20 protein-coding genes are annotated in these 22,446 nt (G+C 68.2%); 8 read left to right on the top strand and 12 right to left on the bottom strand.

What is annotated here, in order from left to right; genetic code table 11:
* Positions 1–1,041 carry a TIGR03857 family LLM class F420-dependent oxidoreductase gene (locus tag R2707_14020; protein ID MEZ5246213.1) on the top strand — a complete coding sequence of 347 codons (1,041 nt, stop codon included), beginning with the start codon at positions 1–3 and terminating at the stop codon, positions 1,039–1,041.
* Positions 1,042–1,054: 13 nt separating this feature from the next.
* Here R2707_14020 and R2707_14015 read toward each other — a convergent pair whose 3' ends face one another.
* From R2707_14015 to R2707_14005, 3 genes are all read right to left on the bottom strand, one after another.
* Positions 1,055–1,561, bottom strand: a complete 507-nt coding sequence (locus tag R2707_14015; GenBank protein ID MEZ5246212.1) for an N-acetyltransferase family protein — start codon at positions 1,559–1,561, stop codon at positions 1,055–1,057.
* Positions 1,562–1,568: 7 nt separating this feature from the next.
* Positions 1,569–2,345 (bottom strand): SDR family oxidoreductase, encoded by a 777-nt coding sequence (locus R2707_14010; protein ID MEZ5246211.1) that lies wholly within the window; start codon positions 2,343–2,345, stop codon positions 1,569–1,571.
* Between the two features lie 115 nt (positions 2,346–2,460).
* Positions 2,461–3,594: a hypothetical protein gene (locus tag R2707_14005; GenBank protein MEZ5246210.1), complete on the bottom strand. Its 1,134-nt coding sequence runs from the start codon at positions 3,592–3,594 to the stop codon at positions 2,461–2,463.
* A gap of 73 nt (positions 3,595–3,667) precedes the next feature.
* Here R2707_14005 and R2707_14000 point away from each other — a divergent pair, with 73 nt between their 5' ends.
* The 3 genes from R2707_14000 to R2707_13990 all read left to right on the top strand — a co-directional run bounded on the left by R2707_14000 (position 3,668) and on the right by R2707_13990 (position 8,616).
* A complete protein-coding gene (locus R2707_14000; GenBank protein ID MEZ5246209.1) occupies positions 3,668–5,938 on the top strand; it encodes an arylsulfatase in 2,271 nt (756 codons plus the stop codon).
* Between the two features lie 125 nt (positions 5,939–6,063).
* On the top strand, positions 6,064–8,220 hold the full coding sequence (locus R2707_13995; protein ID MEZ5246208.1) for a malate synthase G: 2,157 nt from the start codon (positions 6,064–6,066) through the stop codon (positions 8,218–8,220).
* 9 nt (positions 8,221–8,229) lie between these two features.
* Positions 8,230–8,616: a VOC family protein gene (locus tag R2707_13990; GenBank protein MEZ5246207.1), complete on the top strand. Its 387-nt coding sequence runs from the start codon at positions 8,230–8,232 to the stop codon at positions 8,614–8,616.
* Between the two features lie 7 nt (positions 8,617–8,623).
* Here the strand turns inward: R2707_13990 and R2707_13985 are convergent, their stop codons facing one another.
* The 4 genes from R2707_13985 to R2707_13970 are packed head-to-tail and all read right to left on the bottom strand — an operon-like array spanning position 8,624 to position 12,204.
* The gene (locus R2707_13985) at positions 8,624–9,394 is read right to left on the bottom strand and encodes a class II aldolase/adducin family protein (GenBank protein MEZ5246206.1); all 771 of its coding nucleotides are present in this window, start codon (positions 9,392–9,394) and stop codon (positions 8,624–8,626) included.
* A gap of 22 nt (positions 9,395–9,416) precedes the next feature.
* The gene (locus R2707_13980) at positions 9,417–9,914 is read right to left on the bottom strand and encodes a methylated-DNA--[protein]-cysteine S-methyltransferase (GenBank protein MEZ5246205.1); all 498 of its coding nucleotides are present in this window, start codon (positions 9,912–9,914) and stop codon (positions 9,417–9,419) included.
* Positions 9,914–11,344 carry an AlkA N-terminal domain-containing protein gene (locus R2707_13975; protein ID MEZ5246204.1) on the bottom strand — a complete coding sequence of 477 codons (1,431 nt, stop codon included), beginning with the start codon at positions 11,342–11,344 and terminating at the stop codon, positions 9,914–9,916. Before R2707_13975 ends, R2707_13980 begins: the two co-directional genes overlap by 1 nt.
* 41 nt (positions 11,345–11,385) lie before the next feature.
* Entirely contained in the window at positions 11,386–12,204 is an 819-nt protein-coding gene (locus R2707_13970) for an arylamine N-acetyltransferase (protein MEZ5246203.1), read from the bottom strand.
* Positions 12,205–12,264: 60 nt separating this feature from the next.
* Between R2707_13970 and R2707_13965 the strand changes: the two genes are divergently transcribed.
* Both R2707_13965 and R2707_13960 read left to right on the top strand, forming a co-directional pair.
* Positions 12,265–12,633: a PGPGW domain-containing protein gene (locus tag R2707_13965; protein MEZ5246202.1), complete on the top strand. Its 369-nt coding sequence runs from the start codon at positions 12,265–12,267 to the stop codon at positions 12,631–12,633.
* Complete coding sequence (locus tag R2707_13960) at positions 12,615–13,616, top strand: LLM class flavin-dependent oxidoreductase (protein MEZ5246201.1); 1,002 nt, start codon at positions 12,615–12,617, stop codon at positions 13,614–13,616. Before R2707_13965 ends, R2707_13960 begins: the two co-directional genes overlap by 19 nt.
* Positions 13,617–13,655: 39 nt before the next feature.
* Here R2707_13960 and R2707_13955 read toward each other — a convergent pair whose 3' ends face one another.
* Together R2707_13955 and R2707_13950 are read right to left on the bottom strand one after the other, a co-directional pair.
* Complete coding sequence (locus R2707_13955; protein MEZ5246200.1) at positions 13,656–15,077, bottom strand: carotenoid oxygenase family protein; 1,422 nt, start codon at positions 15,075–15,077, stop codon at positions 13,656–13,658.
* Positions 15,078–15,149: 72 nt separating this feature from the next.
* Complete coding sequence (locus tag R2707_13950) at positions 15,150–15,701, bottom strand: TetR/AcrR family transcriptional regulator (protein ID MEZ5246199.1); 552 nt, start codon at positions 15,699–15,701, stop codon at positions 15,150–15,152.
* A 175-nt stretch (positions 15,702–15,876) separates the two neighbouring features.
* On the opposite strand from R2707_13950, the gene R2707_13945 reads away from it, so the two are divergent.
* The gene (locus R2707_13945; protein ID MEZ5246198.1) at positions 15,877–17,289 is read left to right on the top strand and encodes an ABC transporter substrate-binding protein; all 1,413 of its coding nucleotides are present in this window, start codon (positions 15,877–15,879) and stop codon (positions 17,287–17,289) included.
* A gap of 67 nt (positions 17,290–17,356) precedes the next feature.
* On the opposite strand, the gene zwf is transcribed toward R2707_13945, so the two are convergent.
* Both zwf and gnd read right to left on the bottom strand, forming a co-directional pair.
* Positions 17,357–18,736, bottom strand: a complete 1,380-nt coding sequence (zwf, locus tag R2707_13940; protein MEZ5246197.1) for a glucose-6-phosphate dehydrogenase — start codon at positions 18,734–18,736, stop codon at positions 17,357–17,359.
* Positions 18,733–19,758 carry a decarboxylating 6-phosphogluconate dehydrogenase gene (gene gnd, locus R2707_13935; GenBank protein ID MEZ5246196.1) on the bottom strand — a complete coding sequence of 342 codons (1,026 nt, stop codon included), beginning with the start codon at positions 19,756–19,758 and terminating at the stop codon, positions 18,733–18,735. Before gnd ends, zwf begins: the two co-directional genes overlap by 4 nt.
* Before the next feature lie 72 nt (positions 19,759–19,830).
* Between gnd and R2707_13930 the strand changes: the two genes are divergently transcribed.
* Complete coding sequence (locus R2707_13930) at positions 19,831–21,399, top strand: long-chain-fatty-acid--CoA ligase (protein ID MEZ5246195.1); 1,569 nt, start codon at positions 19,831–19,833, stop codon at positions 21,397–21,399.
* A gap of 23 nt (positions 21,400–21,422) precedes the next feature.
* Here R2707_13930 and R2707_13925 read toward each other — a convergent pair whose 3' ends face one another.
* Entirely contained in the window at positions 21,423–22,388 is a 966-nt protein-coding gene (locus R2707_13925) for a type IV toxin-antitoxin system AbiEi family antitoxin domain-containing protein (GenBank protein ID MEZ5246194.1), read from the bottom strand.
* Positions 22,389–22,446 lie beyond the last annotated feature (58 nt).

Below are 22,446 nucleotides of genomic sequence, written 5' to 3'. Positions count from 1 at the left end.
ATGTCAGGCAACGATCTCCGATTCCCCGAACTCGGCTTCTACACACTCGCCGGCCAGGCCGCGAGCTCACGCGATCTCGTCGACGAGGTCCGCGCCGCGGAGGATCTCGGCCTCGGGTGGACGTTCATCTCCGAGCGCTACGACAAGAAGGAGGCGGCGACCCTGTGCGGCGCGGCGGGTGCGGTCTCCGATCGCATCGGCATCGCCACCGCATCGACCAATCACAACACCCGCCACCTCATGGTCACGGCGGGATTCGCGCGCACCATGCAGTCCCTGACCGGCGGCCGCTTCGTCCTGGGCTTCGGACGCGGGATCGCCCGGATGCAGGACGCCTACGGCATCAGCCGGATCACGACGGCGCAGATGGAGGACGCGGTCGATCTGCTCCGGCGACTCTTCCGCGGCGAGGTCATCATGGGTCACGACGGCCCGGCCGGGAAGTACCCCGTCCTGCACCTGTCGGCCGATCTCGACGAGTACCTGCCGATGGGGCTCACCGCCTTCGGACCGAACTCGCTCGCCCTCGGCGGCCGCTGCTTCGATCAGATCGTCCTCCACACCTTCTTCACCGACGAGACCACGAAGCGGGCCGTCGAGACCGTGAAGAACGCAGCCGCCGATGCGGGCCGCAACCCCGACGACGTGAAGGTGTGGTCCTGCTTCGCGACGGTGAGCGACCAGATCCCCGAGGAACGCCGGCTGATGAAGACCGTGGGCCGCCTCGCCACCTACCTCCAGGGCTACGGCGACCTGCTCGTGTCGACCAACAACTGGGACCCGGCCGTGCTCGAGCGCTTCCGCGCCGACGAGACAGTCGCCAACTTCCACGGTGGCCTCGACGTGGCCGGCACGCCCGAGGTGCTCGCCCACGTCGCGACGCTGCTCCCCGAGGAATGGCTGGCCCCGATGGCGAGCGGCTCGCCTGCACAGTGCGCCGACGCGATCAAGGGCCAGCTGGCTCTCGGCTGCGACGGCGTGATCATGCACGGGGCGACGCCGAGCGAACTCGCACCGATCGTCGCGGCCTACGCCGGCTGAGAGACCCCGGCGGTCACCCGTCGATTCGCCGCACCATGAAGACGAGATCGAGCCATCGGTCGTGCTTCCACCCGACCTCACGGAGCCGGCCCTGCTCCACGAAGCCGACCCGCTCGTGGAACCGGACCGAACCCGCGTTGGCGGCATCGACGGCGCCCACCATCACGTGCACACCGGCGGCTGCGGCCCGCACGATCAACTCGTCCATCAACCGCCGTCCGACGCCGGAGCCCCACGCCGATTCGTCGACATGGACCGAGTGCTCCACGGTGAACCGGTAACCGGGCCACTTCTCGTTGTCACGGAACGGGCCATAGCTGGCGAACCCGACGACCACGCCGTCGTCGACTGCGACCAGCACCGGCAACCCGGCGGCCGACTGCCTCTCGAACCATTCCTCTCGTTCCCCGGTCGGGTGGGGATCGGTCCGCCACGTGATCGTCGTGGTCTCGATCAGTGCGTTGAGGATCCGGGTGATGTCACCGACATCAGCGGCCCGCGCCTCACGCACGTGGATCATGACCGGCTCAATCGAGGTCGGGCTTCCAGCTGGACCCGTTGATGTGGCCGCCGCCGTCGACGAACAGGGTGTTGCCGGTCATGTAGCGGCTGCCCTCGCTCGCGAGGAACAGGGCGACCGGGGCGATGTCGGTCTCGGGATCGCCCATCCGTCCCATCGGGTTGTTGGCGCCGGCCGAGGCGACCAACTCCGGATTGCGCTCCATCACGGCGCGAAACGACGCCGAGATCGCTGCGGGACAGATGACGTTGGCGGTGATCCCCGTCGGCGCCCATTCCCTCGCTGCGGTCCGCGTGGCGGCCCGCAGCGCTTCCTTTGCCGTGTTGTACTCGACGGTGCCCATGTGGGCGTTGACGCCGTTGAGCGAGCACATGTTGATGATCCGGCCGTAGCCGGCCGGCGCCATGTGGGAGTGGGCCGCGACCATCGTCCAGAACGGACCGAGGAAGCCCACGTCGAGACCACCCTGCATCAGCTCGTCGGTCTTGTTCTCGACGCGGGAGACCTGACCGCCGCCCCACGCATTGTTGACGAGGATGTCGATGCCACCGAACGTCGACACGGCGTGCTCGACCATCGCCTCGCATTCGTCGCGCTTCCCGACGTCGGTACGGATGAACGAGCCGGCGTCACCGAGCTCGTCGGCCATGGCCTGACCGGTGCCCTCGTTGACCTCGCCGATCACGACCTTCGCGCCCTCGCGGGCGAACACGCGAGCGAGACCCGCCCCGATGCCGTCGCCCGCTCCGGTGATGACGGCTACCCGCCCGTCCAGTTGCCCCATGTCCGTGTCCCCTTCGTCGTCTTCGTGTTCGTCGTGTTGTCGTGGCGTTCCCGCGGATCGTACCCGGGCCCGACCGATCGGACGGGCGGGCGGGCAGACACGGGCCGGCGTCGGTTCAGGGCGCCAGGTCCAGCAGTTCGTTGAAGCCGAACTGGGTGTGGGGGCCGTAGATGATCTGCTCGAGCAGACCGACACCTACCTTCTCGCCGCCGTTGCCGTCGGGCATGGTCGCCCGAACGGTGTGGTGGACGTGCTGCACCGTGGGGTCGGCCGGGTCGAGCGTCGACAGGTCCCACTCCTCCGCGCCCACTGCGAGTTCGCCGTGGTGGAAGCCGTGGCCCCAGTCGACGTTGGCGTAGCCGAGTGCCTTCATCTGGAAGCGGAGCTGCGGCTCGAGCGTGATCGTGTAGGGGTCGCCCTCCTCGGGGACGAGATCGAACTCGGCCCGCTCGATCCATCGGCTGCCCGATCGGAACTCGAGCCGCTGCGCCACCGGGTCGAGGCGGAAGACACCGGGGGTGGACTCGTCGATCGACGCGGGCACGGGCTCGAGAATGGGCACCCGGAACCCGTCGGCCCGCCAGAACTTCCCGCCCGGCTCCTGGAAGTAGCCGAAGAGCCGGCATTCGTCGTCGAAGTGGATCGGCGCCCACAACCAGCAGTTGCCGCCGGCGCGCATCTCGCGGCCGGCCGGCTTCTCCCCGACGGGACGGATGCCCCACGAGCGATCGCGCACCCCGACCATCTCGTCGTGCGTGAAGGTCGTCGTCTCGCCCCGCACCGTCACCTCACCGGCCCAGGTGCCGAACTGGGTGAACCGGATCATGTCGATGACGCGCACCGGGCCTGCGTCCATGTAGGTGTGGTCCTCGGCCAGCGCGCCGGCGCGGGCGCGCCAGACCAGATCGGCGGTGAGGTCGGTGTCGTTCTCCTCGACCGTGATCCGCAGCTCCTTCATGGGCTCGACGATCTCGAGCCGGAACGGCCCCATCGTCGTCACCATCGGATCCTCGGGGGCGTGGCCCGACGCGTGGAACGCGTATTGGTGGTCGCCCTTCACGATCGACAGCGAGCAGTCGGCCACGCCCAGGTTCGTGTAGCGACCGAAGGCGGCCTCGACCGAGAACTCGGCGTTGCGATGGAAGGCCCCGAACCAGTAGCGGCCGTAGTGGTTGCGGTCACCGGTGGCGGGCACCGCAATCGGCCGTGGTGCCTGGTGGATCGGATAGTCGTCGAGCGGGGAGAGCATGGCTCAGTGGTAGTCGACGCCCGCCCCACGCACCACTCGACAACGACCGACCGGGGGTGACTAGCGTCCGGGTATGGAACCCGGACAGTTCGAAGGCCGCATCAGCCGCTGGTATCCCGACGCCGAACCATGGTGGCCTGACCCGGTTCGGGCCGACGAGGGCGCCCCCAACGTGGTCGTCGTGCTGCTCGACGACGTCGGCTTCGCCCAGACCGGGCCCTACGGGTCCGACATCGCGACGCCCACCATCGATCGGTTGGCCGCGGGAGGACTGACGTTCACGAACTTCCACACGACCGCGCTCTGTTCGCCGACCCGGGCGTGCCTGATGACGGGCCGCAACCACCACTCGGTCGGCATGGGCCGCATCACCGATCTGGCGATGGGCTTCCCCGGCTACGACGCGACGATCTCGAAGGCCAACGGCTTCCTGCCGGAGATGCTGGTTCCCGCCGGCTACCAAGCGACGATGGTCGGCAAGTGGCATCTCACCCCACGCGATCTCCAGCATCTCGGGTCGCCCCGCACGACCTGGCCGACAGGTCGGGGCTTCGAACGCTGGTACGGCTTCTTCGAGGGCGAGAACCACCAGTTCGGTCCGTCGCTCATGCACGACAACCACCAGGTACCGCCGCCGGCCACGCACGAGGACGGCTACCACCTCACCGAGGACCTGCTCGACCATGCGATCGACCATGTCACCGACCTTCGCAACGCCGATCCCGACAAGCCGTTCTTCCTCTATGTCGCGCCGGGTGCCTGCCACTCGCCGCACCAGGCCCCGCGCCGCTGGCTGGACCACTATCTCGGCGCGTTCGACGAGGGCTGGGACGTCTGGCGGGACCGAGCCTTCGCCCGCCAGAAGGAGCTCGGTGTGATCCCGGCACACGCCGAGCTGTCGCCTCGACCCGACTGGGTGCCGGCCTGGGCCGATCTGAGCGACGATGAACGCCGGGTCCACGCCCGGTTCATGGAGGCGTTCGCCGCCATGTTGAGCCACACCGACGAACAAATCGGCCGTCTGGTCGACCACCTCACGTCCACCGGCGACCTCGACAACACGCTGTTCATGGTGCTGAGCGACAACGGCGCCAGCTCGGAGGGAGGAGTCGGCGGCTCGCTCAACGACATCCGACAGTGGAACGGGCTGGGCACCTCGCTGCGCGAGTCGATCGAGCGCATCGACGAGATCGGCGGCCCTCGGATCCACAACAACTACCCGTGGGGTTGGACGGTGGCCGGCAACACGCCGTTCCGTCGCTGGAAGCGCGAGGTCCACGAGGGCGGAATCGCCGATCCGCTCGTCGTCCACTGGCCTGCGGGCATCGAGGCACGCGGTGCGCTGCGCCACCACTACGTGCACGCGATCGACCTCGCACCGACGATCCTGCGGGCCTGCGGTGTCGAGCCACCGGCGATGATCGGCGGGGTCGAGCAGCGTCCGATCGAGGGAACGGCGATGCAACCGGTGCTCGCCGACCCCGGGGCCGACGAGATCCGCACCACACAGCACTACGAGATGCTCGGCTGCCGGGCGCTCTACGACGAGGGCTGGAAGGCCGTCACCTATGTAGCGATCCAGGACGACGACGCGCCGCTCGACGACGAACACTGGGAGCTCTACGACCTCCGATCCGATCCGACGGAGCTGCACGACCTGAGCGACCGCGAGCCGGAGCGGCTCGCCGCCATGATCGCGACGTGGTGGGAGCGGGCCGAAGCGCACAACGTGCTGCCGATCGACAATCGGGCGTTCAGCGACCGCGTCGTCGACCGACCGAACGCGGTCCCCGCCCGGGAGCGCTACGTCTACCGGCCGAGTTCCGGGATGATCCCCGAGGAGTCGGCTGCCGACATCCGCAACCGCGACCATCGGGTGACCGCGACGATCCACGTGGGTGAGCACACGCCCGAGGGCGTGCTGGCCCAACAGGGCAACGTGCTCGGCGGCTGGTCCTTCCACCTCGACGGTGGTGAGCTGGTCTGGCACTGCAACGTCGCCACGCGTCGCATCCACGAGGTTCGGGCACCGGTGGCGCTCTCCCCGGGCCGCCACGAGCTCGCGGTCCGCTACGTGAAGACGACCGAGATCGGCGGGCGGGCGACACTGCTCGTCGACGGGGAGGCCGTCGCCGAGGGCGACGTGTCGTGGCATTGCCTCACCCGCTGGTCGATGACGGGCTCGGGCCTGCGGATCGGTCGCCCCGAAGCACTGCCTCCGTGCGACGACCCCGGCGCTGCCCGTTCGTTCTCCGATCACCTCGAGACCGTCGTCATCGACGTCGCCGGCCCCGCCCACCACGACCCCGAACAAGACACCGCCACCGCCATGGCCGCCCAGTAAGTACGCCGGGGTCAGACACCCATACCTTCTCGCACGGCCTCGGTGGCGGCTCCCAGATCTCGGCAGGAGCCGTGAGAAGGTATGGGTGTCTGACCCCGCATACCTTCTCGGTAGCCTGTCGGGTCATGGTCACGATCGGTTCTCTCGAGATTGCCCCGGTTCTGCACGACTTCGTGGAGACACAACTGACGCCCGGCAGCGGCGTGTCGGCGGTCGAGTTCTGGGCCGCGCTCGAGGCGATCGTCACCGACCTCGGTCCCCGCAACGCCGCGCTTCTCGCCCGCCGCGACGAGCTCCAGGCCCGGATCGACGAGTGGCACACCAACCATCGCGACAACCCTGACCATGCGGCCTACATCGACTTCCTGCGCAGCATCGGCTACCTCGACGACGCGCCCACCGACGTGTCGATCCGCACCGAGAACGTCGACACCGAGATCACGTCGACCGCGGGACCGCAGCTCGTCGTCCCGCTCGACAACGCCCGCTACGCCCTCAACGCCGCCAACGCCCGATGGGGCAGCTTCTACGACGCCCTCTACGGCACCGATGTGATCAGCGACGAGGGCGGCGCCGAGGCAGGCACGGGCTACAACCCGGTCCGCGGCGCCAAGGTGATCGCCCATGCCCGGAGGTTCCTCGACACCCATTTCCCCCTCGCCGCCGGCAGCCATGCCGACGCGACCGGCTACTCCGTCGTCGACGGGGCCTTGGTCGTCGGACTCGGCGACACCAGCTCGGGGCTCGCCGACACCACGCAGTTCGTCGGCCACAGCGGCGACGCCGCCGACCCGGCGTCGATCCTCGTGCGCAAGCACGGCCTCCACGCCGACATCCGCATCGACCGCACCGACCGCATCGGCAAGGACGACGCCGCCGGTGTTGCCGACATCGACCTCGAGTCGGCCGTCTCGACGATCATGGACTGCGAAGACTCGGTCAGCGCGGTCGACGCCGACGACAAGGTCGTCGTCTACCGCCACTGGCTCGGCCTGATGAAGGGCGATCTCGTCGCCACCTTCCCGAAGGGCGGACAGACCCTCGAGCGCCGGCTCAACGCCGACCGCGCCTACACCGCCGCCGACGGGTCCGAGCTCGTGCTGCAGGGCCGTTCACTCATGCTCGTGCGCAACGTCGGCCATCACCTCACCACCGACGCGGTCACCCACGACGGCGAACCGATCGCCGAGACCATCCTCGACGCGATGGTCACCGCGCTCGCCGCAAAACACGACCTGCTCGGCCACGGCGCCTTCCGCAACAGCCGCACCGGATCGATCTACATCGTGAAGCCGAAGATGCACGGCCCCGACGAGGTGGCCTGGGCCTGCGAGCTGTTCGGCCGCGTCGAGGACGCCCTCGGGCTCGAGCGTCACACCATGAAGATGGGGATCATGGACGAGGAGCGCCGCACGTCGCTCAACCTCGCCGCAGCGATCGAGCAGGCCGCCGACCGGGTCGTGTTCATCAACACCGGCTTCCTCGACCGCACCGGCGACGAGATCCACACCGACATGGAGGCCGGCCCCGTCCTTCCCAAGGGCGAGATGAAGGGTGCGACCTGGCTCCTGGCCTACGAGGACGCCAACGTCGACACCGGCCTCGCCTGCGGTCTGCAGAACCGCGCCCAGATCGGCAAGGGCATGTGGGCGAAACCCTCGGAGATGGCCGAGATGGTCGAGACGAAGGTCGGCCACCCGTCGGCCGGGGCAACGTGCGCGTGGGTCCCCTCGCCCACCGCGGCGACCCTGCACGCCACGCACTACTTCGACGTCAACGTCGCCGCCCGTCAGGAGGAGCTCCTCTCGCGAACCCCGCGGCCGATCGAGGAACTCACCGCGATCCCGCTGCTCGACCGAGACCTCACCGCCGAGCAGATCCAGACCGAGCTCGACAACAACAGCCAGTCGATCCTCGGCTACATCGTGCGCTGGGTCGGCATCGGTGTCGGCTGCTCGACCGTGCCCGACATCGAGGACGTCGGCCTCATGGAGGACCTCGCCACGCTGCGGATCTCCAGCCAGCACGTCGCCAACTGGCTGCACCACGGTGTGCTCACCGAGGCGCAGGTCCGCGAGACGATGGGCCGCATGGCCGCGATCGTCGACAAGCAGAACGCCGACGACGCCGACTACCACCCGATGGCCACCGACCTGGAGCACAGCATCCCGTTCCAGGCCGCACTCGAGCTCGTGCTCGGCGGGCGTGACGAGCACAACGGTTACACCGAACGCATCCTGCGCAAGAACCGTCGGGCCATGAAGGCGAGCCTCACCGCATAGCGTCGGCCCATGCCGCAACTCGATGCCATCGGAATCATCGCTGCCGACCTCGACGCCTCGGTGGCGTTCTACCGCCGCCTCGGTCTCGAGTTCACCGCCTTCGGCGAGGGCCACCAGGAGGCCACCACGACGGGCGGTTTCCGGTTGATGCTCGACAGCGTGGCGACCATCGAGTCGTTCTCGACCTACGAAGCGTCCTCGGGTGGTCGCAACGTCGCGCTCGCGTTCGGATGTGCCTCCCCGGCCGAGGTCGACGCCCTCTTCGCCGCCGTGACCGCCGCCGGAGCGACGGTCAAGACCCCGCCGTTCGACGCGCCCTGGGGCCAGCGCTACGCGACCGTTCACGATCCCGACATGAACCCGGTCGATCTCTACGCACCACTCGCCGGCGACTGAGGTCGCCTCAGAGCACGACCGAGGGATCGGGGACGAGGCCGCGAGCGGCCCACTGGAAGAGCCGCCAGCCGACGTCGGGCACCGCGAGCGTCGACGCGACCTCCTTCGCCGCTGCGTCGGAGATCGCCTTGGCCGCAGTTGCCTTCACGTGGACCTCGGCGACCCGTTCGGCCATCACGAACCACCCGACCGCTTCGGCCGGCGACCTCCCGCCGGTCAGGAGACCGTGGTTGCGCAGGATGCAGAGCTTGCTGCTCCCCATCGCCCGAGCGATGCGATGGCCGACCTCGGTCGTGAGCACCTCGAGGTCCTCGCCCTCGAACAGCGACTGGTCGAAGACGAAGGCGCAGGCCTCCTGACTGATCGCCTGGAAGGGCTCCACGTTGGCCGACCAGGGCGTGCCGAAGCCGGTGTGGGTGTGAGCCGCCGACGCCAGATCGGGCCGTGACTCGAGGATGGGGTGGTGGATGCAGTAGCCGGCGGTGTTGACCTCGGACCCGTCCGCTCCCCGACCGTCGGGGCCGACGAGGGTGAGGTTGTGGACCGTGGCGTCGCGAAAGGGAGTCCCGTAGCCGAGCACCCAGAAGTGATCGGTGAGGATCGGGTCCCGAGCGGAGATGTGACCGTCGCCGAGGAGACCCCAGCGATGACCGGCGAAAATCCGGTACCCGATGGCGACCTCCCACTTGCGCAGCAGCCGCAGCTCCTCGAGGTCGTCGGTCGACGGCGGCACCGCCTCGTAGCTGAGGTCCGGGTAGCGGTCGAGGGTCAGCGACATGGGCGCAGCGTAGATCCCTCGCTCAGAACCCGGGAAGCCCCTGCTGGGCCTGCTCGAGGTTCAGCAACCGCCGCTTGGTGTCGAGTCCGCCGGCGAAGCCGGTGAGCGACCCGTCGGCCCCGACGATGCGATGGCACGGGAGGATCACCGGGACCGGATTGCGGCCGTTGGCCGCACCGACGGCCCGGAACGCACCGGGACGTCCGATGGCGTCGGCCTGCTCGCCGTAGGACCGGGTCTCGCCGTAGGGAACCGCGGCAAGGGCCATCCACGCCGCCTTCTGGAACTCGGTTCCGTGCAGGTCGAGCGGGATGTCGAACTCACGCCGATGCCCCTCGAAGTACTCGGCCAGTTGCGCGGCCGCTGCTTCGAGAGCGGGGTCGTCGTCGGCTTCGGGGAGATCGGCCGGCAGACCGACGTCGGTCGGTTGCTGGCCCTCGAAGAGCACATGCGTGAGGCCGGCGGAGGACGCGACCAGCGTCAGCAAGCCGATGGGGCTGTCGAGGCGACGGATCTGCATCAGGAACGCTCCTTGGGGTCAACGGTACGCAATGAGGCCCAGAGGTGCTGGGCAGCCAGTGAACGGTGGGGGCTCCACACCCTCGCGAGGTCGGCGACCTCCTCGGCCGTCGGCGGTCCGTCCCGCCCGAGGAGACGACCTGCCGCCTGGCGGACACCGAGATCGCCCGAAGGAAAGGCATCGGGGTCGCGGGTGGCCCGCATCGCGATCACGTCGGCGGTCCACGGGCCGATGCCCTTCACGTCGAGCAGCTGCGAGCGCAGGTGGTCCGGCGATGCCGCCAGATCGACATCGCCGGTGAGCACGGCGGCGGCGAGCGCCGCGATCGTCGCGGTGCGTGACGCCGGCATCCCGAGTCCGTCCGGATCGAGTTCCACGAGCGCGTCGGGCGTCGGGAACAGGTGGGTGAGACCGAGCGCTTCGCCGGGAAGTCGCCGGCCGTGTCGCTCGACGATCCGGGCGGTGATGGTCGTGGCGCCGACGACGGAGACCTGCTGACCGACGATCACTCGCACTGCCGTCTCGAAGCGGTCCCAACCACCGATCACGCGCAGTCCCGCCTGTGCCCGCACGACCGGCGCCAGCAGGGGGTCGGCGAGGAGGTGGTCCTCGGCCGCCCGCACGTCGTCGTCGAGCCCGAACATCGAGCGGGTGCGGGCGACATCGTCGATGATCGCGTCGAAGGTCGGGAGGTGGGCCACCAGTTCCAGGTGGGCGTCACTCCCGCCGAGATGGACCTCGATGATCCCGGGGTTGCCGCAGACCTCGAGCGTCCGGCGGTAGACAGATCCCTCGATGGCCTCGACGCCGGGCGTGACCCGGGGCAGAAGATGGGCGAGCGCGGCGGTCCGGTCGAGCGGCTCCACGAAGGGCAGCCGCAGCCGCAGACCTCCGTCGGCCACCAGCACGTCGCCCCCACGCCGCTTGCGACGCAGCTCACCCGGCGAGAACCGGAAGATGCTCTCGACCACCCGATTCATCTGACGGACCGAGCCGAATCCCGATGCCGCCGCGACGACCGGCATCGCCAGGTCGGTTTCGTCGAGCAGTCGCCGGGCGAAGTGGGCCCGACGGGAACGGCCGACGAACGCCGGAGTCGCCCCCACGTGCTGCTCGAAGAGTCGACGCAGCTGCCGCGTCGAGTAGCCGACGCGGTCGGCGAGGGCTTCCTCGTCGAAACGGTCGAGGAAGCCGTCGCTGATCAACGCCAGCGCGGTTGCCACCGCCGGCGGGACACCGACCGGGGTCGACGACCCGGGGAGATGACGGTCGGGACGGCAGCGGAGACACGACCGGTAGCCGGCGGCCTCAGCAGCGACGGGCGAGGCGAACGGCGCGACGTTCTTCGGGTCGGGGCGGGCGCTGCACTGGGGTCGGCAATAGATACCGGTCGTGGCCACTGCGCTGACCTGTGTGCCCGTCGTTCTCACGAGCCCAGCATGCCCGTTTCGTCCGGACACATTCGGACATGTCACGAATCGGCGGATTCCGCCTGAAAATCGAGGATCGCGCGCACCTCGGCCACGAGTTGGGGCGAATGCCCCGCCACCTCGACCAGCCACTCGTCGGCCTCGGCGTCGGACAGTTCTCGCGAGGTGGTCGCACTCGACTCGTATCGCACCAACCTGCCCTCCTTCAGCATCCACACACCGGCCTCGTCATTGATGCCGGCCATGATCCCCTGGTTGAACGGGCTCGAACCGCGGCTCTTCTCGCTGGCTTCGAGAGTGAACGCGGCATCGATCGTGCCGTGGATCCGGCACGGAATACGCATCCCCGGATCGGGGGTCGGGCATTCGAACACCCAGCTGCCACCGTCGGGACGAACCGTCGTCACGTAGCCCTCGTGCTCGACCGACGTCGAGACGCCTCGGAGCGGAGCGGGCACGTCGCCGTGTACGGCCGTGTCCACCAGCCACTGATCGCCGTCGATCGTCACGATCGTCGTGCCGTGGTTGATCTCGCCGTCGAACATCGATGCGGCGAAGAGCCGCGCGTCGAATCCGAGCCCGACCAGCAGGGCATGGATCGCGTTGTTGCTCGCCCAACAGGTGCCACCGGCGCCGGTGAGCTGCCATGCCGCGAAGAAGTCGTCGGGGTGGATGCCGGGGAGCTCGGGCATGGCGAAGTGCAGCCCGACGAGCTTGCGCAGGTTGTCGAAGGGAACACGGCGACACCACGCCGAGTAGACGGCATGCAGTCCGGCCACGTCGGCCGCCGGCCGTTCGACGAATCCGAGCCGTGCGACGACCTGATCGACCGCCGTCGACGAGAGGGGCTTGATCGCCATGGTCTCAATCTGCCACAGGCCCGCGCTGCCCCACCGAACCCCAGCTGCTACCAATACCGGGTGCACGACGACGAAACGCTGGCCGATGCGCTCATCGCGGCCGAGTACGAGACGGGTCGCCGAGAGAGAACCGAGGCAGGCGCCAAGGCCCATGTCGCCATCCGGATCACCCGCATCACCGTCGGCGGCATCCTCACCCTCGCCGGTCTGGCCATGATGCCGCTGCCCGGCCCGGGGCTCCCGATCGTCGCCGCCGGTCTGGCCATCCTCGCCCGAGACGTCGCCTGGGCCGAGCGTCTGCTCGCGCACGTCACCGATCGGATTCCGACCGACGACGACGGCGGCATCAGCCGCAGCGCGCTCGTCACGATGGCGATGACGGGCACCGCAGGAATTCTCGCGTCGGTCTGGTGGTTCTTGATCCGGTGATGCGCCTCTCCGTTCTCGACCAGTCACCCGTCCCTGCCGGGACCAGCGCCGGCGAGGCCCTGCGCAACTCGATCGACCTCGCCCGCCGGTGCGAAGGGTTCGGCTATCACCGCTACTGGGTGGCCGAGCACCACAACACGGGCGGCCTCGCCGGTTCGGTGCCCGAGATCCTGATCGCCCACATCGCCGAGGCGACCGAACGGATCCGGGTCGGATCCGGCGGGGTGATGATGCCCCACTACGCGCCCTACAAGGTGGCAGAGACCTTCCGGATGCTCGCCAGCCTGCACGGAGACCGGATCGACCTCGGTGTCGGCCGTGCTCCCGGCTCCGACCAGGCCACCATGGTCGCCCTTGCCGCCGATCACCAGCCGATCTCGATCGAGAAGTATCCGGCCATGATCGCCGAGCTCGACGGCTTCCTCCACGACGACCTCCCCGACGGCAATCCCTTCAAGGGCCGCGTGACGGCAACACCGGTGCCGCGAGACGCACCCCAGCTGTGGTTGCTGGCGTCGAGCCCCGACAGCGCCGCCTACGCCGCCCACTTCGGTCTGCCGCTCGCCTTCGCCGACTTCATCTCCCAGTCCGACGGCGCGGCGATCGCTGCCAACTACCGGGCGAACTACCGGCCCACTGACCGGCACCCCACGCCCGAGATCCTGGTCGCCGCCAGCGTGATCTGCGCCGACACCCACGAGGAAGCCGAGGAGCTCGCCGCCGGTGTGAAGCTGTGGCGCCAACGTGGCCTCCAGGGCCCGATTCCTTCGCCGCAGCAGGTTCGCGACGCGTCGCCCGGGCCGCTGGCGGTCCAGCCGAGCCGCAAACCGATGATCCAGGGCGACCCCGCCACGGTGGCCACCAACGTGACGGCGATGGCCGACGCCTACGGCGCCGACGAGTTCATGGCCGTCACGATCACGTGGGACCACGAAGCCCGGGCCCGCAGCTACGAGCTCCTGGCCCGTCAGCTCCTGGGCTGACGCTCACGTTCCCCAGAGGGGAACCAGTTGGCACGTTCCTCAGGAGGGGAACCAATTGGCATGGAAGCCGAACGGCATCCGCTGGGGGATCTGCACCCGGGCGATCGGGCCGTCCTCGATCCGACGGGCGTCGAGGACGATGACCTCGCTCTGATTCGTCTCGGAATCATGCATCGAGTTGACGATCCAGCCGTCGTCCTCCGCGGTGCCGTTCGGGTCGGGAGCGAACACGCCCTCGCCGATGTGGCCATGGTCGCCCGAGTACCACATGGTGCGCGTGTCGGTCGTGGTGTCGTACTTCACGACGGTGTCGAAATCGCCGGCGGCGGCATTCGGCCGGGTGAAACCCGACATGTAGAGGCAGTTCGTCTCGCGGCCGGTGAGGTCGTCATTGAACCGGCAGAACTCGCCGTTGAAGTCGTCGAAGTAGTCGCTGCCGGCAGTACCGGTGTCGAGGTCGATCCAGTACCGGGCCGGCGAGCCGGCATTGGTCTCGACGCCGCTGCCCTTGTCGGAGCTCTCCGACTCGATCCCGAAGTCGACCTGCTCGAAGCGCACACCGGTGACCTCGATGCGGTTGCCGTTCTCCCATGCGTTCCAGAAGTGCTGCACGTGTGAGGTGGGCACCTCGAACCAGCGAACGTCGTCGGCGTCGCCCATCCTCGGGATGATGCCCAGCCGAGTACCGTTCTCCCGCTTCCACTTGACCATCGACTCGCCATTGGCCATGCCGTCCATGTCGAACACGATCGGGCTGTCCATGAAGACGGAGTAGTTCTCGGTGATGAGCATGTCGTGCATCATCACCGGAGCCGGCATGTCGATGCCGACCTGCTTGACGATCGCGCCGCTCGGGTCGACCACGTAGTAGCTGAGGTACGGCGGGAAGAAGTTGTATGCGAAGAAGAACATCTCGCCGGTGAAGGGGTCGATGCGCGGGTGCGCGGTCATCGCCCCCTGGAGCGCGCCGCCGAAGTTCCACTCGCCGATGGTCTCGAGATCGGGCGCGATCTCGGTCGGCAGGCCCTGCTCCCAGAGCGCCAGCAGCTTGCCGGCGTGACGGACGATGTGAGTGTTGGCCGGGTTCTTGACCGGTCCGGCATCACCGGTGAGCGACGCGTCGGGGAAGTTCATCACGTCGCTCAGGCCGGGATAGACGGCTCGACCGAGCTTCATCTCGGCGCCCAGCCCTCGACTGCGGATCCAGCGGTTGCGATACGAGGCCGCGCCATCGGCGAAATCGACGCCGTGGAGCATCCCGTCACCGTCGAACATGTGGTACTTGCCGATGGGCTCGAACATCGGGTTCGGTCCGTTGCGCACGAAGGAGCCGCGAAGACCGGCGGGGATCTCGCCGATCACCTCGCACCGGTCGACATCGATCTCCCGATCGACGGGGAACATGTTGCCCCCGAGGTCCGACTGTGCGGCGGCGTTGGTGACGTGACCGGTGAGCGTCATGGAGGGACCTTTCGAACGTCGAGGTTAACAGTGTTAACCTGCGGCGCCGTTCAACGCAATTCCACCCGCCGCTCAGGGTTGGAGAGATAGTGCGTCCGGCCACTCGACCATTGCGCCGGCCACCAGTTGCACGCCGTGCTCGACGAGCTGGTCGAAGTCCATCGAGCCGAGCCGGGCGAGCTGCTGCAGCGCTCCGGTCATCGTGTTGAGCACCACGTCGGGCGGGAGGTGGGCGATGATCTCACCTCGACCCATCGCCGAGTCGAGCACCTGCCGGAACGCCTCGACGGGCGGTCGCACATGTCGCGCGACGGTGGTGGCCCACAGTTCGGGATCGACCCGGAACGCCTCCTGCAGCGCAGGCAGGCCCCGGAGGAACTCCGGCCGAAGGATCAGCTCGACGTGTTGGCGAACCGTCACGCGGAGATCTTCGACGAGATCGCCCGTATTCGGCACGACGAAGGCGGCGACATCCTCGAACAGCGCATCACGCACGAGCTCGGCCTTCGATCGCCAGGTCCGCGACAGATAGCGCCGATAGAGGCCCGCCTCGGTGGCGACCGCTTCGAGGGTCATCTGCTCATAGCCCACATCGGCCAGCAGCCGGCGCGTGGCCTCGAGCACGGCTACCCGATGTTCACCGATCGGCGGTCGCCCGCGCCGCACGAGTGTCTCGTCCGAAGACGCAAGAGCTGGTTGTCGACCGGCCATCGGCGCTACGATACCCAGATTAATGTCCCACCCTGGGACAAATCCCAGAACCAGTCCCGAAACGACATCCACCCTGGAGGGTAAATCCATGAGTTCTCGACGACGCAGTCTGCTGCGTCTCCTCGCCCTGCTGTTGAGCTTCGTGCTCATCGCCGCCGCGTGCGGCGACGACAGCGGCGACGGCGACACCGCCACCGACGACACCACTCCGAGCGACGACACCACCCCGCCCGACGACACCACCCCGCCCGACGACACCACGCCGCCCGACGACACCACCGACGAGGTCCTGACCGCGTCGTACACCGGCGTCACCGAGACGACCATCACCGTCGGCGTCTCGCTGCTCGACTTCCAGAAGCTGGTCGACCTCAACCTCAGCCCCGCGGGCTGGGGTGATCAGGTCGCCGCATGGGAGGCGATGTTCGACTCGGTCAACGCCGCCGGCGGTATCGCCGGGCGTCAGGTCGAAGCCGTCTACGAGCTGTACTCCCCGGTCGACCCGGGCGACGCAGACCGTGTCTGCACCGCCCTGACCCAGGACAACGAGGTCTTCGCGGTCCTCGGTGGATTCGTCGGCCCGCTGGCCGGAACCGCTGATCCGTGCATCACCGGTCTCAACGAGACCATCCTGATCGGTGGCGACCAGAACGACGACGAGCTCGCCCAGTCGGTCGCGCCGTGGTACATGCCCGGCCAGGCCGCCAACGCCTCGACCGTCATCCTGCTCAACCTGCTCGAGGAGAGCGGCGCGCTCGACGGCGCGAAGGTGTTCGTCATGGGCGGACTCGCCGACGAGGCGAGCCAGGGACAGGTACTCCAGGAGCTCGCCGACCGTGGCGTCGAAGTGGTCGGCCAGAACCTCGTTCTCGCCGTCGACGGCGACACTGCGGCACAGGACGACGAGCTCGGCATCATCACCGAGCAGATCAAGAGCTCGGGCGCCACAGCCGTCTTCATCCACGGCACCCCGTCGTCGAGCATCCGCGGTCTCGCCGCTGCCGGCCTCATCACCGAGCTCGACATCTGGGCCAACAACCCGGCCGGTCTCGCCAACCTCGGCAACACCATCACCGACAAGTCGGTGGCGAACGGCGTCGTGACCGCAGCCGGTCCGAGCGACACCGACATCTGGGACGATCCGACCTACCAGTCGCAGTGCAGCGAGGTGGTTGCGGCCGCCCTGCCGGAAGCCGACATCCGTCCCCCGCTCGACTACGCCGAGAACGAGGAGAACTGGTTCAACGGCATCCGCTACGGCTGCCGGTTGATCGACCTGTTCGCGGTGATCGCCAACGCGGCCGGGCCCGAGCTCAACCACGACACGTTCCGCGCCGCGGCCGAGTCGCTGAGCGACTTCTCGTTCGCCGGCTCGCCCAACGCGTCGCTGTCGCCCGAGAAGTTCTACGCCGACGACATGTACTCGCTTGCGGTGTACGACAGCACCGCGGGTGACGGCCAGGCCGTCGCCGTCGGCGACCTCGTCGACATCTTCGAGTAGGCGAGGCGTTCGAAGCACCGAGCACGCCGTTGCTGCGGGGGTCAGACCTCCGCAGCAGCGGCGTGTTTCAGTCGCAGCGGTGCCAGCACATCCCGTCGGGGAGCAGACGATCGGCCTCGACGGGCCCCCACGTCCCCCGCTCGTAGAGCGCAACGGGCGGCGCGTCGGTCAACACACCTTCGACGATGCGCCACGACTCCTCCACGCTGTCCTGGCGGGCGAAAAGCCGTGCATCACCGGCGAGGGCGTCGCCGAGCAGGCGCTCGTAGGCCTCCGTCGCACCTCCCCCGAGGGCTTCGTCGTAGTCGACCTCGAGATCGACCGGTCGGGCCATCATCCCGAGACCCGGCACCTTGGCCTGCATCGTCAGGGTGATCACATCGTCGGGCTTCATGCGGAACCGAAGCATGTTCGCCGTCGGCGCACCCCCATCGTCGAAGATCGCACTCGGCGGCTCGCGGAACTCGACCACCGCCTCCGTGGCGGTCGTGGCCAGACCCTTCCCGGCACGGATGATGAACGGGACACCCGCCCACCGCCACGAGTCGATCTCCAAACGCACGGCCACATAGGTCTCGGTGTCGGAGGCGTGGTCGACACCGTCCTCGTCGCGATAGTCGCGGTACTGACCGCGCACGATGTCGTCGGCCGTGAGCGACTTCATGGCCCGCATGACCTTGACCTTCTCGTCGCGCATCGCGTCGGGGTGCTTCGAGACGGGCGGCTCCATCGCGAGGAGCGAGACGATCTGGAGCAGGTGGTTCTGCACCACGTCGCGCAGCGCCCCGACATCGTCGTAGAAGCTGCCTCGTCCTTCGATACCGAAACTCTCGGCCATCGTGATCTGAACCGACGCCACGTGGTTGCGGTTCCAGACCGGCTCGAGGATCGAGTTCGCGAAACGGAACACCATGAGGTTCTGCACCGGCTCCTTGCCGAGGAAGTGGTCGATGCGAAAGACCGACGACTCGTCGAAGTGGCGATGGAGGATCTCGTTGAGCTGCACCGCCGACGCCAGGTCGCGTCCGAACGGTTTCTCGACCACGATGCGGCCGCCCTTGTTGAGCCCCACACGGGCCAGGCCCGAGGCGACGTCGTCGAAGAGACCGGGCGGCACCGCGAGATACGCGACCGGGTGCGTGGCGCCGTCGAGCGTCTCGGCCAGCCGGTCGAACATCTCGCCGTCTCGGTAGTCGCCCGACACGAAGCGCAACCGAGCCAGGAGCCGATCGACGACCGCCTCGTCGAGTTCGGGACCGAACTCCTCGAGCGCGGCGCGGCCGTGGGCCCGGAACCCCTCGTCGTCGATCTCCGTGCGGCCGACCCCGACCACGGGGACGTGGAGGCGTTCGTTGCATTCGAGTTCGTAGAGCGCAGGGAACAGCTTGCGCCGTGACAGATCGCCGCTGGCGCCGAAGAGCACGAGAACATCACCGGGGGTCGTCATGCGCGATCCTCGGTCGACTTCTCGTGATGTCCGCCGAAGGCGTGGCGCATCGCGGAGAGCACCTTGCCCGCGGTCTCGTCGTTGCCGCGACTCGCGAACCGCTGGTGGACCGCAGCCGTGAGCACCGCCGCTGGAACACCGACGTCGATCGCCGCCTGGGCCGTCCAGCGACCCTCGCCGGAATCGCTGACCCTGCCCGCGAAGGCCGCCAGTTCAGGGTCGGCCGCCAGCGCTCCCGCCGTGAGATCGAGGAGCCAGGACCCGATGACCGAGCCCCGCCGCCACACCTCGGTGATCGCCGCGAGGTCGAAGTCGTAGCGATAGGCGGCGGGATCTCGCAGGGGCGCCGTCTCGGCATCGGCCTCCCGGTCGAGCGAGCCGAGGTCGGCGTGGTCGAGCAGGTTCAACCCCTCGGCGATCGCCGCCATCATCCCGTACTCGATGCCGTTGTGGACCATCTTCACGAAGTGGCCCGCACCGCTCGGCCCACAGTGGAGCCATCCCTTCTCGGCGGGAACCGCCGGGCCGGTGCGACCCGGGGTGCGCTCGGCCGCATCCTCGCCCGGCGCGATCGTGTCGAGAATCGGCGTGAGCTCGGCCACGACCTCGTCGGGGCCGCCCACCATGAGGCAGTACCCGCGCTCGAGGCCGTGAACACCGCCCGACGTGCCGATGTCGACCAGGGTGATGCCCCTCTCGGCGAGCACGGCGCTGCGAGCCAGGTCGTCGTTCCAGTTGGTGTTGCCGCCGTCGATGATCACATCGCCTGCGTCGAGCACCTCGGCGACCGCACCCACGACCGCACCGGTCACCCCGGCCGGAACCATCACCCACACGACTCGTGGCGAAGGCAACGCCGCCGCGACATCGAGCAGCGAGCGCGCCCCGATGGCACCGTCGGCCACCAGGGCGTCGACCGCCGCCGCGTCGAGATCGTTGACGACCACCTCGTGTCCACCTGCCATCAGACGGCGGCTGAGATCGCCGCCCATCCGTCCGAGTCCGACCATCGCAATCCGCATTCGCTTCTCCACTTCGAAGAGCCGAGTGGCCATCCTCTCTCACAACGCACCAGAACGTGCGAGTCTTTCCCCATGAAAGAGCTCATCTACCAGCGAACCTTCCTCCCTGCGGCTGAGAAGTACGCCGATTGCACGGCGATCATCGACGGCGACTATCGCGCCACCTATCGACAACACGCCGACCGGGCCATGCAACTGACGCGGGCGCTCGGCGAGCGACTCGACCTCAGCCGTAGCGACCGTTTCGCCGTGATGGCCCTCAACAGCCACGAATACTTCGAGCTGTACCATGCGGCGTATCTCGGTGGCGGCATCGTCAACCCGCTCAATCTCCGTCTGGCGGGCAAGGAGCTCGACTACATCATCCGCGACTCCGGGACCGAGGTGATCTTCGCCGACCAGTTCTTCGCCAACGCGATCGCCCAGGCGCTCGACGCATCCGACGAACCGAATCATGTCCGCCAGATCGTTCTCATCGGTGACGGCGACGTCCCGCACGACATGAAATACGACGACCTCATCGACGGCGTCGACGTGGTAGTTCCGGAAGAACCCGAAGAAGACGATCCCGTCGTCTTGATGTACACGGGCGGAACGACCGGCCTCCCGAAAGGGGTGCTGCTCGACAATCGCGCCGAGATCCTGAACCTCTACCACGTGGCGATCGCCTTCGGCTTCGAGGAGGGCGCCGTCAACCTGGTCCAGACCCCCATGTTCCACGCGGCATCGATGGGCGCGATCCTCGGCACGCCGATGACGGGTGGCACCGCGGTCACGATGCCGCTGTTCGACCCGGCGGGAGCGATGGCGCTGATCGAGGCGCACGGCGTCACCCAGACGGTCATGGTCCCGACGATGATCGGGATGATGCTGAACCATCCGGAGTTCGCACCGGAGCGGATCCAGTCGCTGCAACAGCTGATCTATGGCGCGTCGCCGATGCCGGCGGCGATCCTCGACAGGATCATGGAGTTGCTCCCCGACATCGATGTGATCCAGGGCTATGGCATGACGGAATGCTCGGCGATCCTCACCATGCTCAACGCCGACGACCACCGAGCCGGCGGGCCCCGGCTGCGTTCCGCAGGTCGTGCCGTCCCCGGCGTCATCCTGTCGATTCGTGACGACAACGGCAACGAGGTCGCCAAGGGCGAGACCGGTGAGGTCTGGGCCCGCGGGGGCAACTTCATGCAGAAGTACTGGAACAAGACCGAAGCCACCGAGGATGTCTTCGAGGGCGGCTGGTACCACACCGGCGATGCGGGCTATCTCGACGACGGCGGCTACCTCTTCCTCGTCGATCGCGTGAAGGACATGATCGTGACCGGCGGCGAGAACGTGTATTCCGCCGAGGTCGAGAGCGCGCTGTCGAAGCACCCGGCCGTCGAGCAGGTCGCGGTGATCGGGATCCCCCACGACACGTGGGGCGAGCAGGTCCACGCAGTCGTCGTCCTCGCCGCCGGCGCCGAGGCCACTGCCGAGGAGCTCCAGGCCTTCGCCAAGGAGTCGATCGCCGGCTACAAGGTGCCGAAATCCATCGAGTTCCGCGACGAACCACTGCCACTCTCGGGCGCCATGAAGGTCCTGAAGAAAGACCTGCGGGCGCCCTACTGGGAAGGCCACGGCCGAGGCGTCAACTAGCCCCCACCACCCGGCGATCTGTGTCAACCACCCCCATTCGTGTCGACTTGCCCCATGCCCGCCGAGGGCATTTCCAGCGCAGATCGCTGGGCGATCAGGCGGCGGATCTGTGCGACGACCTCCCACGGACGGTCGCGCAGCTGCACGTGGGTGTAGCGCAGAACGGTCCAACCCCGAAGCGTCAGATCGTTCTGTCGAACCCGGTCGTCGACGAATCGATCGATACGCGTGTGTTCGTCGACCCCGTCGTACTCGAGCGCCAGCCGCAAGGACGGGTAGGCCACGTCGATGAACCGACGCCCACCCGACACCGGCACCGGGTGCTGCAGGACCGGCGCCGGCAGCCCCGCCGCTTCGATCACACGAAGCAGGGCAATCTCGGGCCCCGAGTCGGTGAAGTGAGCATTCCCCGGTAATCCGTCAATCGCGGACTCGAGCTTCACGACGCCGTTTCGGCCGTGCTCGCCGACGCGCCGGCGCAGCCAGCGGAGCTCCGCTGCAGCCACCATCTTCGTCGCCACTGCATGATCGACGAGGCGCTGCACTTCCGTAGCCGGAAAGATCAGCCCGGCATCGCAGAGGGTTCGGGCGACTGTCGTCACGGCGATGCCGTCGCACTCGGTGATGTCGTCGGGATCGAGGTCGACACTCCGGTGGACCACGGCGCCCCTCAGCGCACCCGTCGCCGGCCGCCGGACGGACACTTCGAGCACGTCGTCGCGACTCCGGAGCCCCCAGAGGCGAAGCGCGCTGCGATGACTCGCGACGCGTTGCGGCCCAGGCGCCATGGTCACCGCCATGAGTTCCTGCTCCCACGACGCCGTCGACCCGGCGATGCGCAGCACGCCGCGTCGGACGGGCGCCAACACGCCAGAGACCACGAGCCGGGTCTGGGCCGGCTCCGACACTCCCGCAGCGCGGATCTGTGCGGTGGAGAGGAGGCCGTGTTGACTCGTGGCCGTCCGAACGAGCCTCGTGAGGTCTCGCATGCCCTGAGTCCATCAAACGGGTGTGACACCCCGCCGTCGCACCCCTCCCCGCCGGATC

Source organism: Acidimicrobiales bacterium (genome assembly GCA_041394245.1).
Taxonomy (GTDB): domain Bacteria; phylum Actinomycetota; class Acidimicrobiia; order Acidimicrobiales; family Aldehydirespiratoraceae; genus JAJRXC01.
The sequence above is the reverse complement of the archived record's forward strand: the minus strand, read 5'-3'. Positions and strand labels throughout refer to the sequence as shown.

Excerpts from the sequence above, each read along its gene's own strand:
- R2707_14020 (MEZ5246213.1), top strand. The coding sequence starts at position 1 with ATGTCAGGCAACGATCTCCGATTCCCCGAACTCGGCTTCTACACACTC.
- R2707_14015 (MEZ5246212.1), bottom strand. The coding sequence starts at position 1,561 with ATGATCCACGTGCGTGAGGCGCGGGCCGCTGATGTCGGTGACATCACC.
- R2707_14010 (MEZ5246211.1), bottom strand. The coding sequence starts at position 2,345 with ATGGGGCAACTGGACGGGCGGGTAGCCGTCATCACCGGAGCGGGCGAC.
- R2707_14005 (MEZ5246210.1), bottom strand. The coding sequence starts at position 3,594 with ATGCTCTCCCCGCTCGACGACTATCCGATCCACCAGGCACCACGGCCG.
- R2707_14000 (MEZ5246209.1), top strand. The coding sequence starts at position 3,668 with ATGGAACCCGGACAGTTCGAAGGCCGCATCAGCCGCTGGTATCCCGAC.
- R2707_13995 (MEZ5246208.1), top strand. The coding sequence starts at position 6,064 with ATGGTCACGATCGGTTCTCTCGAGATTGCCCCGGTTCTGCACGACTTC.
- R2707_13990 (MEZ5246207.1), top strand. The coding sequence starts at position 8,230 with ATGCCGCAACTCGATGCCATCGGAATCATCGCTGCCGACCTCGACGCC.
- R2707_13985 (MEZ5246206.1), bottom strand. The coding sequence starts at position 9,394 with ATGTCGCTGACCCTCGACCGCTACCCGGACCTCAGCTACGAGGCGGTG.
- R2707_13980 (MEZ5246205.1), bottom strand. The coding sequence starts at position 9,914 with ATGCAGATCCGTCGCCTCGACAGCCCCATCGGCTTGCTGACGCTGGTC.
- R2707_13970 (MEZ5246203.1), bottom strand. The coding sequence starts at position 12,204 with ATGGCGATCAAGCCCCTCTCGTCGACGGCGGTCGATCAGGTCGTCGCA.
- R2707_13955 (MEZ5246200.1), bottom strand. The coding sequence starts at position 15,077 with ATGACGCTCACCGGTCACGTCACCAACGCCGCCGCACAGTCGGACCTC.
- R2707_13945 (MEZ5246198.1), top strand. The coding sequence starts at position 15,877 with ATGAGTTCTCGACGACGCAGTCTGCTGCGTCTCCTCGCCCTGCTGTTG.
- zwf (MEZ5246197.1), bottom strand. The coding sequence starts at position 18,736 with ATGACGACCCCCGGTGATGTTCTCGTGCTCTTCGGCGCCAGCGGCGAT.
- gnd (MEZ5246196.1), bottom strand. The coding sequence starts at position 19,758 with ATGCGGATTGCGATGGTCGGACTCGGACGGATGGGCGGCGATCTCAGC.
- R2707_13930 (MEZ5246195.1), top strand. The coding sequence starts at position 19,831 with ATGAAAGAGCTCATCTACCAGCGAACCTTCCTCCCTGCGGCTGAGAAG.
- R2707_13925 (MEZ5246194.1), bottom strand. The coding sequence starts at position 22,388 with ATGCGAGACCTCACGAGGCTCGTTCGGACGGCCACGAGTCAACACGGC.